Source organism: Shinella sp. M27, assembly GCF_049199905.1.
Taxonomy (GTDB): domain Bacteria; phylum Pseudomonadota; class Alphaproteobacteria; order Rhizobiales; family Rhizobiaceae; genus Shinella.
On the sequence record NZ_JBLZPK010000060.1, the window covers coordinates 109,830 to 124,225 of the forward strand.

The 14,396-nt window shown below is 62.3% G+C and carries 14 protein-coding genes; 3 read left to right on the forward strand and 11 right to left on the reverse strand.

Features of this window, described 5'->3' with window-relative positions; translation table 11 throughout:
• Positions 1-1,236: sarcosine oxidase subunit beta family protein (locus tag ACOZK4_RS22545; RefSeq protein ID WP_421593922.1), on the reverse strand; the 1,236-nt coding region annotated here is incomplete at its 3' end.
• Between the two features lie 439 nt (positions 1,237-1,675).
• Between ACOZK4_RS22545 and rpsU the strand changes: the two genes are divergently transcribed.
• Complete coding sequence (gene rpsU / locus ACOZK4_RS22550; protein WP_313525744.1) at positions 1,676-1,906, forward strand: 30S ribosomal protein S21; 231 nt, start codon at positions 1,676-1,678, stop codon at positions 1,904-1,906.
• Positions 1,907-2,278: 372 nt separating this feature from the next.
• Positions 2,279-3,109 carry a tetratricopeptide repeat protein gene (locus ACOZK4_RS22555; RefSeq protein ID WP_313525757.1) on the forward strand — a complete coding sequence of 277 codons (831 nt, stop codon included), beginning with the start codon at positions 2,279-2,281 and terminating at the stop codon, positions 3,107-3,109.
• Between the two features lie 121 nt (positions 3,110-3,230).
• Here the strand turns inward: ACOZK4_RS22555 and ACOZK4_RS22560 are convergent, their stop codons facing one another.
• From ACOZK4_RS22560 to ACOZK4_RS22585, 6 genes are all read right to left on the reverse strand, one after another.
• Complete coding sequence (locus ACOZK4_RS22560) at positions 3,231-4,631, reverse strand: NAD(P)(+) transhydrogenase (Re/Si-specific) subunit beta (RefSeq protein ID WP_421593924.1); 1,401 nt, start codon at positions 4,629-4,631, stop codon at positions 3,231-3,233.
• Positions 4,632-4,641: 10 nt separating this feature from the next.
• The gene (locus ACOZK4_RS22565; protein ID WP_023515780.1) at positions 4,642-5,052 is read right to left on the reverse strand and encodes an NAD(P) transhydrogenase subunit alpha; all 411 of its coding nucleotides are present in this window, start codon (positions 5,050-5,052) and stop codon (positions 4,642-4,644) included.
• Positions 5,052-6,206, reverse strand: coding sequence for a Re/Si-specific NAD(P)(+) transhydrogenase subunit alpha (locus ACOZK4_RS22570; protein WP_421593926.1), 1,155 nt, complete (start codon positions 6,204-6,206; stop codon positions 5,052-5,054). Before ACOZK4_RS22570 ends, ACOZK4_RS22565 begins: the two co-directional genes overlap by 1 nt.
• 89 nt (positions 6,207-6,295) lie before the next feature.
• Positions 6,296-6,520 carry an aa3-type cytochrome c oxidase subunit IV gene (locus tag ACOZK4_RS22575; RefSeq protein ID WP_117370600.1) on the reverse strand — a complete coding sequence of 75 codons (225 nt, stop codon included), beginning with the start codon at positions 6,518-6,520 and terminating at the stop codon, positions 6,296-6,298.
• 251 nt (positions 6,521-6,771) lie between these two features.
• Complete coding sequence (locus ACOZK4_RS22580) at positions 6,772-7,542, reverse strand: N-acyl amino acid synthase FeeM domain-containing protein (protein ID WP_421593929.1); 771 nt, start codon at positions 7,540-7,542, stop codon at positions 6,772-6,774.
• 179 nt (positions 7,543-7,721) lie between these two features.
• Positions 7,722-10,031 carry a putative bifunctional diguanylate cyclase/phosphodiesterase gene (locus ACOZK4_RS22585; protein WP_421593930.1) on the reverse strand — a complete coding sequence of 770 codons (2,310 nt, stop codon included), beginning with the start codon at positions 10,029-10,031 and terminating at the stop codon, positions 7,722-7,724.
• A 454-nt stretch (positions 10,032-10,485) separates the two neighbouring features.
• On the opposite strand from ACOZK4_RS22585, the gene ACOZK4_RS22590 reads away from it, so the two are divergent.
• On the forward strand, positions 10,486-11,265 hold the full coding sequence (locus ACOZK4_RS22590) for a gamma-glutamyl-gamma-aminobutyrate hydrolase family protein (protein WP_421593932.1): 780 nt from the start codon (positions 10,486-10,488) through the stop codon (positions 11,263-11,265).
• A 4-nt stretch (positions 11,266-11,269) separates the two neighbouring features.
• Here the strand turns inward: ACOZK4_RS22590 and ACOZK4_RS22595 are convergent, their stop codons facing one another.
• The 4 genes from ACOZK4_RS22595 to ACOZK4_RS22610 are packed head-to-tail and all read right to left on the reverse strand — an operon-like array spanning position 11,270 to position 14,373.
• Positions 11,270-11,674, reverse strand: a complete 405-nt coding sequence (locus ACOZK4_RS22595) for a hypothetical protein (RefSeq protein ID WP_421593933.1) — start codon at positions 11,672-11,674, stop codon at positions 11,270-11,272.
• 60 nt (positions 11,675-11,734) lie between these two features.
• A complete protein-coding gene (locus ACOZK4_RS22600; RefSeq protein WP_421593935.1) occupies positions 11,735-12,724 on the reverse strand; it encodes a 2-hydroxyacid dehydrogenase in 990 nt (329 codons plus the stop codon).
• Positions 12,725-12,750: 26 nt separating this feature from the next.
• Complete coding sequence (locus ACOZK4_RS22605) at positions 12,751-13,779, reverse strand: LacI family DNA-binding transcriptional regulator (RefSeq protein ID WP_298102861.1); 1,029 nt, start codon at positions 13,777-13,779, stop codon at positions 12,751-12,753.
• Between the two features lie 48 nt (positions 13,780-13,827).
• Positions 13,828-14,373 (reverse strand): MarR family transcriptional regulator, encoded by a 546-nt coding sequence (locus ACOZK4_RS22610; RefSeq protein ID WP_313525712.1) that lies wholly within the window; start codon positions 14,371-14,373, stop codon positions 13,828-13,830.
• Between the last annotated feature and the right edge of the window lie 23 nt (positions 14,374-14,396).

Here is a 14,396-nt window from a genome sequence, read left to right on the forward strand (position 1 = left end):
GGCCGCGGCCTCGTCGATGAGGCGGCCGGTGCGGAAGCGATCGAGCGTCAGGCCGGCGGCCAGCCGGTGCGGCTCGCCCTTGGCGATGAGATGCGCGAAGAGATGGGCCGAACCCGGCGTCGCCTTGAAGCCGCCGGTGCCCCAGCCGCAATTGACGAAAAGGTTCTTCACCGGCGTGATGCCCTGGATCGCGGAACGGTCCGGCGTGTTATCGGTGATGCCGCCCCACTGACGCATCATCTTGACGCGGCGGAACATCGGGAAGAGTTCGCAGATGGCGTCCAGCGTATGCGTGATGATCTGCAGACCGCCGGTCTGGGAGTAGGAATTGTACTGGTCCGTACCGGCGCCGATGACGAGCTCGCCCTTGTCCGACTGCGAGATATAGGCATGCACCGAGTTGGACATGACCACGCAGGGAAAGATCGGTTTCATCGGCTCGGAAACGAGCGCCTGAAGCGGAACGGAATGCAGCGGCAGCTTAACGTCGGCCATGGAAAGGATGACCGAGTTGTGGCCGGAGGCCGACACGGCGACCTTTTTGGCGCCGATAAAGCCCTTGGAGGTCTCGACACCCGTCACCGCGCCATCGGGACCACGGCGGATACCCTTCACTTCGCAGTTCTGGATGACGTGAACGCCACGATCCGACGCTGCACGGGCATAACCCCAGGCGACGGCATCGTGACGGGCCGTGCCGCCGCGGCGCTGCAGGGCGGCACCGTTGATCGGGTAGCGGGCAGAGGCCGAAATATCGAGAACCGGCACGAACTCCTTCGCCTGCTGCGGCGTCAGCCATTCGTTGTCGATGCCGTAGAGCCTGTTGGCATGGACGTGGCGCTGGAAGGACTGCTTGTCATGCACATTGTGCGACAGCATCATCACGCCGCGCGGCGAATACATGACGTTGTAGTTGAGATCCTGGCTCAAGCCTTCCCAGAGCTTCAGGGAGTGCTCGTAGATATCCATGCTCTCGTCATAGAGATAGTTCGAGCGGATGATGGTCGTGTTACGGCCGGTATTGCCGCCGCCGAGCCAGCCCTTCTCGATCACGGCGATATTGGTGATGCCATGCTCTTTGGCGAGGTAGTAGGCCGCGCCAAGACCATGGCCGCCGCCGCCGACGATGATCACGTCGTATTCCTTGCGCGGCTCGGGCGAGGTCCACTGCGCCTCCCATCCCTTGTGGCCACGCATCGCCTCGCGGGCCACGGCGAAAACCGAATATTTGCGCATCCCGTATCCTCAAACGCTCGCCGGCCGCAGCCGGCTGTTTCCTGCCTCGATAGAAAGCAAATCCTGACGCCCGACGCCGTATCCTTTGCGACGCATTCAGGCGCACCTTGTACCACATGCGACATGGCCGGTGTCGCGTGTTTGATGTTTGCCTTGAAAGCACCGGATATCTCGAAAGAGAACTCGACCGGCCGCCGCGCGCTCCTGAAAAGTCGGAGACTTAGAAGCCTTCTCCAAAGCACCCTCGCACCCGTTATGCATCGGGCTTGCGGTGCTTCGGCGCAAATATCCTTAACATGCGGGCGCTTCAGGCTGGACTTCCCCGCCGGCTTCTGGTATCCGACGCGCCAATTGCCAGCCTGCGGGCTGTGCGAACGCAATCTATTTGCCTGGCGACCTGTGCTCGCGGGGCTTACAAAACCAAAGGAACGGGATTCTCGTGCAGGTACTTGTCCGCGACAACAACGTTGATCAGGCTCTCCGCGCTCTCAAGAAGAAGATGCAGCGTGAAGGCATCTTCCGTGAAATGAAGATGCGCGACTATTTCGAAAAGCCGTCTGAAAAGCGTGCGCGTGAAAAGGCCGAAGCCGTCCGTCGCGTCCGCAAGCTGGCCCGCAAGCGCGCCCAGCGCGAAGCTGGCGGCGTCACCGCTCGTCCGGGCGCCCGTTAATCGGTCGCCTTTTCGACGCTTTCGGATGCAAGACCGGGCGGGGGCGAATATTTCGCCGCCGCCTTTTTTAATGCGACCGGAAGATTTTCACGGAAGTGAAAGACCTTTCCGTGCTATTCCGGGCGATATCGCTACGAACCTTGCCGGAATTGGCCCGCCAATTTTGTCTGAAATCGATGTCGATTTCAGACAAAATTGGCAAGTTAAAAGACCACGGCGTCCCTATGCATCATAACAGATGCGCGCCGTGGAGGCCGTAGCGTATGTCTTCACGCATGAGGCGTGGAAGACGCTCATTTTGAGGATTAGCACTTGGATATGGCTGCATCTACCGGGTTCCCGATCGATCGTCTCCCCTCCTCGGCTGCCCGCATGCGCCGCCCCCTGATGGCCGCCGTGGCCGCGACGTCGCTTGCGCTCCTTCTGGCCGGCTGCCAGTCGACGACCTCGACGGATGTGCTGAAGGTGGAGCGCGCCCAGGGCTCGCAGGAAAACATCGCCTCGCTTTCGGCCGTCATCTCCGCCAACCCGCAGGATCCGGAAGCCTATAACGTGCGCGGTTCGGCCTATGGCCGTGCCGGCGAGCACCGCCGGGCGCTGGATGATTTCAACCGCGCCATCGAACTCAAGCCGCGTTTCTACCAGGCCTATGCCAACCGCGCACTCGTCGAGCGCAACATGGGCGATCAGGCGCAGGCGGCAGCGGACTACAACACCGCGCTGCAGCTCAACCCGAGCTATGACGTCGCCTATATCGGCCGCGGCAATCTCTACCGCCAGGCCGGCCGTCTCGACGAAGCCTTCCGCGACTTCAACAAGGCAATCGAGCTCGACACGACCGACCCGCGCGCCTACCACAATCGCGGCCTGATCTTCCAGGCACGCCGCCAGCACGACAAGGCGATCGAGGACTTCTCGAAGGCCATCTCGCTCTCGCCGAACTCGGCCGAACCCTATAACGGCCGCGGCATTTCCTATGCGGCGAAGGGCGACGACGACAACGCGTTCCAGGATTTCAACACCGCCATCAACCTCGACGGCAAGCTCGCAGAATCCTGGGCGAACCAGGCGCTGATCTATGAGCGCCGCGGCGAGATGAACAAAGCGTCGAAGTCCTATGCGCAGGCGCTGCGTCTCGACCCGAATTATGCCCCGGCCAAGGCAGGCCTGGCGCGCGCAAAGGGCGGCGCCCAACCGAGCTGATATCAGACGCAATGACCAACACCAAAAAGCCCGCGATCGTCTCGCGGGCTTTTTTCATTTCGGAGTATTCGTTTGATTGCCTTACCCCACGCCGAAACGATGCTTCGGCGTGGGGTATGTTTTAGTGGTTCATCGCCTTGACAATATCGTCCGTCATCTTCTTGGCGTCGCCGAGCAGCATCATCGTGCCATCCTTATAGAACAGCGTGTTGTCGATGCCGGCATAGCCGGAGCCGAGCGAACGCTTGACGAAGAGGCAGGTCTTGGCCTTGTCGACGTCGAGGATCGGCATGCCGTAGATCGGCGAGGACTTGTCGTCACGCGCTGCCGGGTTCGTCACGTCGTTGGCACCAATGACGTAAGCCACATCCGCCTGCGCGAATTCCGAGTTGATGTCCTCAAGCTCGAACACTTCGTCATAGGGCACGTTCGCCTCGGCGAGCAGCACGTTCATGTGGCCCGGCATGCGGCCGGCGACCGGATGGATCGCGTATTTCACCTCGACGCCGTTCTTCTTCAGCGCATCGGCGAGTTCCCGCACCGCATGCTGCGCCTGCGCCACTGCCATGCCGTAGCCCGGCACGATGATGACCTTGGAGGCATTGGCCATCAGGAAGGCCGCGTCGTCAGCGGACCCCTGCTTGACCGTCCGCTGCACGCCGTCATCGCTCGCCGCCGCACCGCTGTCGCCGCCGAAGCCACCGAGGATGACCGAGATGAAGGAGCGGTTCATGCCCTTGCACATGATGTAGGACAGGATCGCGCCCGAGGAACCGACCAGCGCGCCGGTGATGATCAGCGCGAGATTGCCGAGCGTAAAGCCGATGCCCGCCGCCGCCCAACCCGAATAGGAGTTGAGCATCGACACGACGACGGGCATGTCGGCGCCGCCGATCGGCACGATGAGCAGAACGCCGAGCGCCAGCGCCAGGACGACGATCAGCCAGAAGTCGAAATGGCTTTCCGACAGCGTCAGGCCGACGATGAAGAAGACGATCGCCGCCAGCAGCACGATGTTGATGACATGCCGGTAGGGCAGCATGATCGGCTTGCCGGACATGCGCCCGTCGAGCTTCAAGAAGGCGATGATCGAGCCCGTGAAGGTGATCGCGCCGATGGCGGCGCCCAGTGCCATTTCGACGAGCGCCTGGCCGTGGATCTCGCCGATCTGGCCGATGCCGAAGGACACCGGCGAATAGAGCGCTGCGGCAGCCACAAGCACGGCGGCGAGGCCGACGAGCGAGTGGAAACCGGCGACGAGCTGCGGCATCGAGGTCATCGGGATTGAGCGGGCGATGTAAGCGCCGGCACCGCCACCGATGGCAAGACCGAGCACGATGAGCACGAGGCCGCCGAAGGACGGCGTCGCGAGCAGCAGCGTCGTGCCGATGGCAATGCCCATGCCGATCATGCCGAGCATATTGCCGCGGCGGCTGGTCGTCGGATGCGACAGGCCGCGAAGAGCCATGATGAAGAGCACCCCGGAAACGAGGTAGAGGAAGGCTGCGAAGTTAACGTTCATCGGGCCGCCCTCACTTCTCTTTTTTCTTGTACATCGCCAGCATGCGCTGGGTGACGAGGAAGCCGCCGAAGATGTTGACGGAGGCAAGGATGAGCGCGACGAAGCCGAAGCCGGTCGCAACACCCGAAAGCGAGATACCGACGGCCAAGAGCGCGCCGACGACGATGACCGAGGAAATCGCGTTGGTGACGGCCATGAGCGGCGTGTGCAGCGCCGGCGTCACCGACCAGACGACGTAGTAGCCGACAAAGATCGACAGCACGAAGATCGCCAGACGGAAGACGAAGGGATCGATAGCGCCGCCGGAAACACCGTGGGCCGCGGCGGCAGCCGCATCGGGCACATATTCGGACGCCGCGCGAACCGCTTCCACGGCACGTTCGAGATCGGTGATTGCCTTGTCGAGAAGTTCGTTCGCCATCACTTACCCTCCCCTTGCTGAACGGATCCGCCGAAGTTCGGATGCACAACGGCGCCGCCGTTGGTCAGCATCGTCGCCTTGACGAGTTCATCCTCGACATTGACCGAAACCGATTTCGTTTCCTTGTCGACCATGGTCTCGAGGAAGGTGATGAGGTTCTTGGCGTAGAGTGCGGAGGCGGAGGCCGCGATGCGGCCGGGAACGTTGAGATAGCCGATGACCCTAACGCCTTCGACCTCCACGACCTTGCCGGGCTCGGAGCCCTCGATATTGCCGCCGCGTTCGACCGCGAGGTCGACGACGACGGAACCGGTCTTCATGGCGGCCAGCATCTGGCGCGTCACGAGACGTGGGGCCGGACGGCCGGGGATCAGCGCCGTGGTGATGACGATGTCCTGCTTGGCGATATGGTCGGCAACGAGCGCGGCCTGCTTGGCCTGATACTCCTTGGACATCTCCTTCGCGTAACCGCCGGCAGTTTCGGCGGCCTTGAACTCGTCGTCCTCGACGGCGATGAACTTGGCGCCGAGCGAGGCAACCTGTTCCTTGGCGGCCGGCCGAACGTCCGTGGCGGAGACGGCGGCGCCGAGGCGGCGAGCCGTGGCGATGGCCTGAAGGCCGGCAACGCCTGCCCCCATGACGAAGACTTTTGCTGCCGGAACGGTACCGGCGGCGGTCATCATCATCGGCATGGCGCGGTCGAATTCATGAGCCGCATCGATGACGGCCTGGTAGCCGGCAAGGTTGGCCTGCGAGGACAGGATGTCCATCGACTGGGCCCGCGTGATGCGCGGCATCAATTCCATGGCAAAGGTGGTGAGACCGGCATTGGCCATCTCCGCGATGGCGGTTTCATTGCCATATGGATCCATCGTGGCAATGACGATGGCGCCAGACTTGTAGGTCGCGATCTCGGCCGCGGTCGGCCGGCGCACCTTCAGGACGACGTCAGCGGCATTCGCCTCGCCCGCCCCCACGATGCGCGCCCCGGCAGCCTCATAATCGGCATCCAGGATTCGGGACCGAAGCCCCGCACCGGTCTCGACGAGCACGTCGAGACCAAGGCTCTTCATTTTCTTGACTGTTTCAACGGAGCCCGCGACGCGGCCCTCCGCTGCATCGCTTTCCCGTGCTATAAAAACACACTGACTCAAACCGTGGTCCTCCCCCCGAGACTGGCCGTGTTGGATCACGGCGCCGGACGGCGCCGCAATAAGCTGCAAATGAAATGCAGATTTTTAGATCAACGGAGCAGGATGAACCCGACGACGTTGAGGATGATGAGCAGCAGCAGCGCGCTGAAGAAGCCGGCGCTGGTGAAGAAACCGGCAGCCATGGCGATCAGCAGGGCGACGCAGAACAGCGTGCCGTACTTGGCGCCGGCGATGAAGAGGTTGTAGGTCTTCTCATGCTCCGGGTAATCCATCGGAGCGCCCATTTCCACCGGTCCGGAATGATGTTCAGCCATAGTACCTTCTCCTAAGCACCTGCGCTCCCAGCCGGAACACTCTCCACCCGACGAGCGCCTAATATTCCCCGGACCCAAAGGCGGTCCGCTTTCCCTCATGCGCGAAAGCGCAATGTCTTTCAGGCCATACACAATGGATAGACAAAGCGCAACGGCAAGGACGGGGCTGGTTTCAGCCCTGTATCGTTTCCGAAACGCAACGGGCCGGTTTCCTTCGAAACCAGCCCGTCTGCGACATCATTACGCGTGTCTCAGCCTGCGTAGGCGTTGCCGGAAATCTCGATCTGGCCATGGCCGAAATGGGCGCGGCGGGCGGTCGGGCGCACGGTCAGCGGGCTGAACGGCATATCGCCGCCGCGCGCGAACATCATGCGGCGCTCATAGGCTTCCGACTTGAAGAACGGGAAGCGCTTGTAGAGCGGCGGCAGCGTTTCCTTCGTGCGGGTCGCCATCAGCGTGAGGTCGATGTTGTACTCGCCGCAATCCTTCTGCGGCTCGACGATCGTGTCGGCGTCGAAGACGCGCTTGTAGAAGGCGGCGTGCTGCGGCTTGACGAGTTGCAGGCAGCGGTCGACGGCGAAATAGTCCGTCGCCATGGTGGCGATGCGCAGCGTGAGATACGGGATCGCCGGCATTTCGCGCAGGACCAGCGGATCGGCGGCCAGGCGCACCGGGTCGATCAGCGACATCCCGGCGTCGAGGAAGGCATTGATCTCGTTCGGGAAGATCGAGCCCGACGAACTGACGCGGTGCTCCGGCGTCACATGGTGAAGGCGCACCGTCGAGATCAGGCGCTCTTCGTAATAGATGCCGAAGACATAGGCATGGCTGTCGAAATCGATGTCGTCGATCAGCGTGTTGCCCTTGAGCGGCAGGATATCGGCCATCTTGTAGGCCTTGAAGCGGATGCGCGCGACTTCTTCCATGTCCTCGCCCGTTTCCACCCGGCGGTATTCCACCCGGTCGAGCAGTTCCAGAAGCTTGTCCGAAAAACGATTGGTCGCCGTATCCACGCTCGCCATTGCGCGCACATCCTCGATTGAAAGCCGGCAGCCACCGCGCTGCCGTCACCTACAATCGTCGATATACGACAATTTGTGTAAAATACCATTCATTAACCTTAATAGTTGGTTAACGCTAATTTTGAAGAAGCTGATATAGCGTATCGATTTCATACGCTGCGCAAAAAAGCTGAAGAAAATCAGGCGACGCGGCGACCGCTGCGGTGGGAATTGCCGGGCGTGCCGCCGAGCGTTTCGTAGAGATCGCGCAGCGCGCTAAGCGACATCGGGGCCGCAAAAACGTAACCCTGCACGAGATCGGCACACTCATACTTGTTGATGAGCGCCAATTGCTCCTGCGTTTCCACACCTTCGATGACGATGCGCAGGCCGAGTTCGCGCGACAGGTTGACGGTGCCGCGCAGCAGTTTGAAGCGGCGGGCGTCCTCGCCGATGTTGCGGACGAAGGAACGGTCGATCTTGATGAGATCAAGCGGCAGCTGGTCGAGATAGCTGAGGCTGGAATAGCCGGTGCCGAAATCGTCGATGGCAATCGTGATGCCGCGGGCGCGCAATTCCTGAAGAATCGCCTGCACCTTCACCGGCTCTTCCATCAGGCAGCTTTCTGTGACTTCCAGATGCAGTCGGTGCGGCTCCAGCCCTGCCGCCTCCAGCGCCTCGGCGACGAGATCGACGATGCCGGTACCGCGCAAATCCTGCACCGAGAGATTGACCGACACACTCATATGCGCCGGCCACGTCGCGCAGTCGGCGCAGGCGCGCATGATCATGAAGCGCGTGATGTCGGAGACGATGCCCATCTCCTCGGCGATCTGGATGAAGATGTTCGGCGCGACCGGACCACGCTCGGGATGCGTCCAGCGCGACAGCGCCTCGCAGCATTCGATGCGGGAACCATCCGGCACGAACATCGGCTGGTAGGCGACCGACAGCGCATTGTCGGTGATGGCCTTGCGCAGGTCGTCCTTCAGCTTCTGCCGGTCGACATAACGCGCGTCCATCTCCTGCTCGAACAGGGTGAAACCGCCCTTGGCGCGCGACTTGGTCTCGAAGAGCGCGAGGTCGGCGCGAATCTGCATTTCCTCCAGCCGGAAGTCCTCGCTCGGCACGGTGACGCTGCCGGCGGAGAAGGAGACCTGAAGGGTCATGCCATCGACGGCATAGGTGCCGCGCAGTTGCTCATGGACGCGGCGCATGCGCGTTTCGAGGTCGCGGCGGTTGCCCTCGTTGGGGAAGAACAGGATGAATTCGTCGCCCATCAGATGGGCGGCCAGAACCTTGTCGCCGGCCAGGCGGCGCACGCGCTCGGCGATGGCGCAGAGCAGCCGGTCGCCGGTGACGTGGCCCTTCATGTCGTTGACGTGCTTGAAGTCGTCGACATCGAGAACCATGAAGCCAACCGTGCCGGGCTTCTTGCGCTCGGCGAGCGATTCCTGGACGAGATCGGCGAAATAGGTGCGGTTCGGCAGGCCGGTGAGGCTGTCGTAGCGCACCATGTGCAGGATCTTGTTTTCCGCCCGGACACGTGCCGTGACGTCTTCGAAGATCAGGACCGCGCCGCCGTTTTCGCGCGTCGAGGCGGTGAATTCGAGATAGAGACCATCCGTCACCTGCACGAGTGCGCGCGAACGCTCGCCTCTCAAGAGTTCGTCGAGCTGGCGCAGGATCGCCTTGCTCTGATCGGCATTGAAGAAGGTGTTGCGTACGCCGAACCGCAGGACGACGTCGAGATGACAATCCTTCAGGCGCTCCTGGCTGCCGAGGTGCAGGAGTTCACAGGCCCGGCGGTTGGCGACGAGGATACGATGATCGGCATCCAGCATGAACAGGCCATGTGGCATGTTGTTCAGCGCCGTATCGAAACGGTCGGCGATCGTCGATATCTCGCGGGCAGCCAGCACGTTCTCATAGAGGAACGCGCGCACGCCGTTCGCCATCATGCGCGTCGTCAGAATGAAGGGCAGGATGAGGACGGCCAGCACCGCATGGTAGAAATCCTGCAGGCCAAGGAAGCCGAGCACCATCGGGATACAGGCCGACAGCGTGATATAGTCCACGGCGCGGCGCGAACCATAGTTGCGGCCGACGACCGAGACCATGGTGGCGAGCGTCACCGAAATGCAAGCGAGCTCGGCAAAGCTGTCGCGGCTGACAAGAAGACTGTAGCCGCAGGCCGAGCCGAGCACGATCGTCGTGCCGACGGCACCGGTGTTGTACCAGTTTTCCCAGAAGCGGATGCCGTCCATGTCGAGCGCCGATTTCTCCACGCGGTCGAAGCGGCGCATGCCCTGCGCGCGCAACGACCAGACGAGCACGACCAGCGCGCTGCAGGCGAGAAAGAACGGATCGGCGGTCTTGGCGTAAACGAAGGAAAACGTGATGACATGCGAAATCATGCCCACGAAAAGGGTCTGGCGATTCCCGTACAGCGAGCTGACGAACGAAAAGTACACATCAGCTGGCAGTGTGTTTTGACCCTTATCCTTCATGGACTCGGCACTCCCTATGACGAGTGAGGGTTACCGGCCAACATTTAATGAATGATTTCGGGAAATTACCCAATAACGAGGGTAACCGCAGGGATTATTGCACGCCTGTTCAACCGAGGGAAGAGGTACTCAACCCAATATTGCAGAAACCGGGCTCTCCCCACGTCAGACTCAACTTTTCATAAGCTTTAGGCGCAACTTCCTGACTCCAAGACGACACAGTATTGCGCGTGGCTACGGCAAAAAATTCTCACGCGTGCAATCGCTGTTTGCAAATGCGTGGTTAACAGCCTGCACACACCAAATCGTAAAATCTTGTCAGTTCCGGCCGCCGGTCCTAGACTTCCCACCGCCCCCTAGGCATTTTCGCCGTCATTTCGCCTGAAAGGGGGAATTGACTGAAACGAGATTTGATATCAAATCCTGTTTTGGTATTTCTTTTCTGGAGCCCATCATGTCGAAACCCGTCGTCGCCATCCCCGCCGATATCAGGGAGATCGAAGGCAACGTCTGGCAGGCCACACCCAACCAGTATGTCCGCGCCGCCGTGAAGGGCGCCGACGTCACCGTCTTTCTCGTGCCCGCACTTGAGGACGACAACGACTTCGACGGCATTCTCGATCGGGTGGACGGACTTCTCGTCAGCGGTTCGCGCACCAATGTGCACCCCTCGCTCTACGGCAAGGAAGCCACCGATGCGGAAGGCCCCTATGACCGGGCGCGCGACGCGACCAGCCTGCCGCTGATCGAGCGGGCGCTGGAGCGCGGCATTCCGCTGCTCGCCATCTGCCGTGGCATTCAGGAACTGAACGTCGTGCTCGGCGGCACGCTCGCCAACGAAATCCAGGATCAGCCGGGCATGTGGGATCACCGCAAGCCCGATACGCCGGTTCTCGACGTCGCCTATGGCATTCGCCAGACGGTGTCGGTCAAGGAAGGCAGCTGCCTGGCCGGTATCGTCGGCGCGGGTGAGGTGCAGGTGAACTCGCTGCATCGCCAGGCCATCTCGGAACGGGCACCGCGCCTTGCCGTGGAAGCCGTCGCCGAAGACGGCACGATCGAGGCCGTCTCCGTCATCGGCGCGAAGGCCTTTGCGGTCGGCGTGCAGTGGCATCCGGAATATTGGATCGGCTCCGACCAGCCCTCCAACAAGCTTTTCGCCGCCTTCGGCGAAGCCGTGCGCGACTATACGGCTTCCAAGCAGGGCCTGATGCACCGGACGGCGGCCGAGTAGGCCGTCAGTCGGCGGAAATCATCGTGACCAAGGCGTCAGCCGGTTCGACCGTCTCATAGGCACCATCGCCATCGACGACGGTCAGGATCGGCTCGCCGCGCGCGTCCGCAACGACCACCGTACCATCGCCATTGTTGATCCAGGTCCGCGCCGCCGAAAGGCCCGGCCAGACCGCATCACAATCCGCATTCGCGGTGAAGCGCTCGCTGCGGCTGGAAATGCGCGTGCCGCGTTCGGCAAGGCAGGCCGTGTTCGCCGTGACGTTGGAGATCGTGTAGGCGTGGTCGGTCGCACCGGCCGGGATCGAATTCGAGACGACCGGATCAACACCGGGCGTCTGGTGATTGGCCACGCTCCAGAGACCGAACGAGGCCACACCGACTGCGGCGACCATCATCAGCATCTTCATGGCATTCTCCTTCGCAACGACTCGTCGGAAGGATCATGCGCCGCCAAACTTGCCGAAGGGTTAACGAAGGCTTTCCAGCCCTGCCCCGGTTTTTCGCGTAAAGGGCGTCTCCGACACGGGTGTCAGCGCCGAACCCGTGTCGAACCAAGCCTGCAGATTATCGGCGACCAGATCGGCCATCGCATCCCGTGTCGCGACGGAGGCCGAGGCGACATGCGGCAGAAGCGAGACATTCGGCAGCGCCAGCAACGCCTCCGGCACATGGGGCTCGTCGTAGAACACGTCGAGCCCGGCCCCGGCGATGACACCGTTCTCAAGCGCCTGCACAAGCGCCTCCTCATCGACGGTCCAGCCGCGCCCGACATTGATCAGCACGCCATCGGCGCCAAGCGCCTTCAGCACGGTCGCGTCGATGGTGCGATGGGTCTCGGCCGTCTTCGGCACGATGGCGATCAGCGTGTCCACCGCCTGCGCCATCTCGATGAGCGACGGATAATAGGCATAGGGCACATCCGCCCGCGGACGCCGCGTATGATAGGCGATCGCGACACCAAAACCCTTCAGCCGGTCGGCAATGGCAAGGCCGATGCGGCCAAGCCCGTAGATACCCAAGGTGCGGCCGCGCAGAGTGAGCGGCGTCAGCGGAAAGGCGCCCTCGCGCTTCCAGCGCCCCTCGCGCAGCCAGGTTTCCGCCTGCGGGAACCGGCGCAGCGTATTGAGCAGCAGCCCAATGGCGGTGTCGGCCACCTCGTCATTCAAAACATCGGGCGTGTTGGTGACGGCGATGCCGCGTGCGGCAGCGGCGGCGACATCGACACCGTCATAACCGACGCCGAAACTCGCGATGATCTCCAGGGCCGGCAGATGCTCGATCAAGGCCCCGTTGACGCCGCCTGAGACGGCAACGCCTGAAATGGCCGCGGCTTCCGAGCGGGCGAGCAGCGCCGGGTCGGCCCGTTCGATTCGCACGACATCGAAGCGCTCCTTCAGCCGCTCCAGTACCCGTTCGCGGATAGGTCCGGGCACGAGAATGCGTGTCTTGGCCGACATGGGAAACCTCGTCTGCGCTTGCGACCTCAGCCTTCGGGATGCGGCTTCAGCGGTCCGGTGGATTGCCGGATGCGCATTTCCGGCTTGATGAGATGAATGCCATCAGGCTCATGGCTGCCCTTGAGCTTGTCGAGCAGCGCGCGGGCGGCGTTTCGGCCGACTTCCGACTGGCCGTTCCAGACGGTGGTGAGTGCGGGCGTCGCGATCGCCGCCTCTTCCAGATCGTCATAGCCGGTGACGGAAACATCGCGGCCGGGCACGAGGCCGGCACGCGCAATGCCGTTCATCAGGCCGATTGCGACGAGATCGTTCCAGCAGACGGCCGCGGTCGGCTTCTGCGGCAGGGAGAGGAAGTGCACCGCGGCCTCGAAGCCACCCTGCTTGGTGCGGGGACCGGGAATGCGCAGGCTCGGATCGACCTCGATATTGGCCTTGCGCAACGCATTGACATAGCCCTGGTAACGGTCACGGCCCGTCGAGGTCTGGTCCGTACCGCCCACCATAGCGATGGTGCGGTGGCCAAGCCCGATCAGGTGGTTGGTGGCAAGTGAAATGCCATAGCTGTCGTCACCGCGGAAGATCGGCACGTCGAGCCCGTCGATGGAGCGCGCGATCAGAATCGCCGGCATGCCGTTGTCCTCGGCAAGCTGGATATCCTCCGGCGGCGTGCCGATGGCCGGCGACATGATGACGCCGTCACCGCCGAGCTGCAAAAGCGTCTCGATGAAATTGCGCTGCTTTTCGACGGAATCGTAGTGGTTGGACAGGATGAAAGTCTGTCGATCGCGATCGAGCTCGCTTTCGATCGACTTCAGGATTTCCGCATAGAACGGGTTCATGATGTCGTGCACGACGACGCCGATGATGCCCGATCGGGAGGTGCGCAGGCTGGCGGCGCGGCGGTTGTAGATATAGCCGAGCGCCCGCGCCTGTTCCTTGATCCGGTCGCGCGTCGCGGCAGCAACGAGCGGACTGTCTCTCAGCGCAAGCGATACCGTCGCGGTGGAAACGCCCAGCGTCTCCGCGATGGTGGAAAGCTTGATTTTCTGTGCCACGTAGCCTCCCGCAGCAACGCATCCTTTAAAACAGTTTATTTAAACAGTTTAAATGTCGTCGGCAACAGGCTTTGCGCCATTCTCCGCCGTATCAGGCGCGGAGACATGCAGATTCTCGTCCATGGCGCGCAGCAGCTTGAGGAGATGGCGCACGTCCTTTTCGCTCAAACCCTCCGCCGCCTGCCGCTCGCTGAGCCGGCCGGCTTCGGAAATGCGATCGACGGAAGACCGGCCCGCTTCGGTCAGATGCACCATGGTCAGACGCCCATCCGTCTCGTCCGGCCGGCGCTCGACGAAGCCCTGCGCCTCCAGCCGCCCGATGGTGCGCGTCATGGTCGGCGCCTTCACGCCAAGGCGCGCGGCGAGCGCGCCTGCCGTCAGCCCCCCCTCCTCCGACAGCGCCAGGATTACGCCGTCCTGCCCGGCATAGAGGCCGGTGGCGAGAAGATTGCGCGAGAGCACGGTGCGCATGGACCGGGCAGCATTGACGACGGCAGAGGCAAGTCCCGCACCGGACACATCCCCGTGCGATTTCTTCTTCTTGCCCTTCTTGGCGTCCTTGCTGTCCTTGCCGTCCTTGTGCTTCTTGCCCATCCATCGCCTCCTGCACCGCCCGC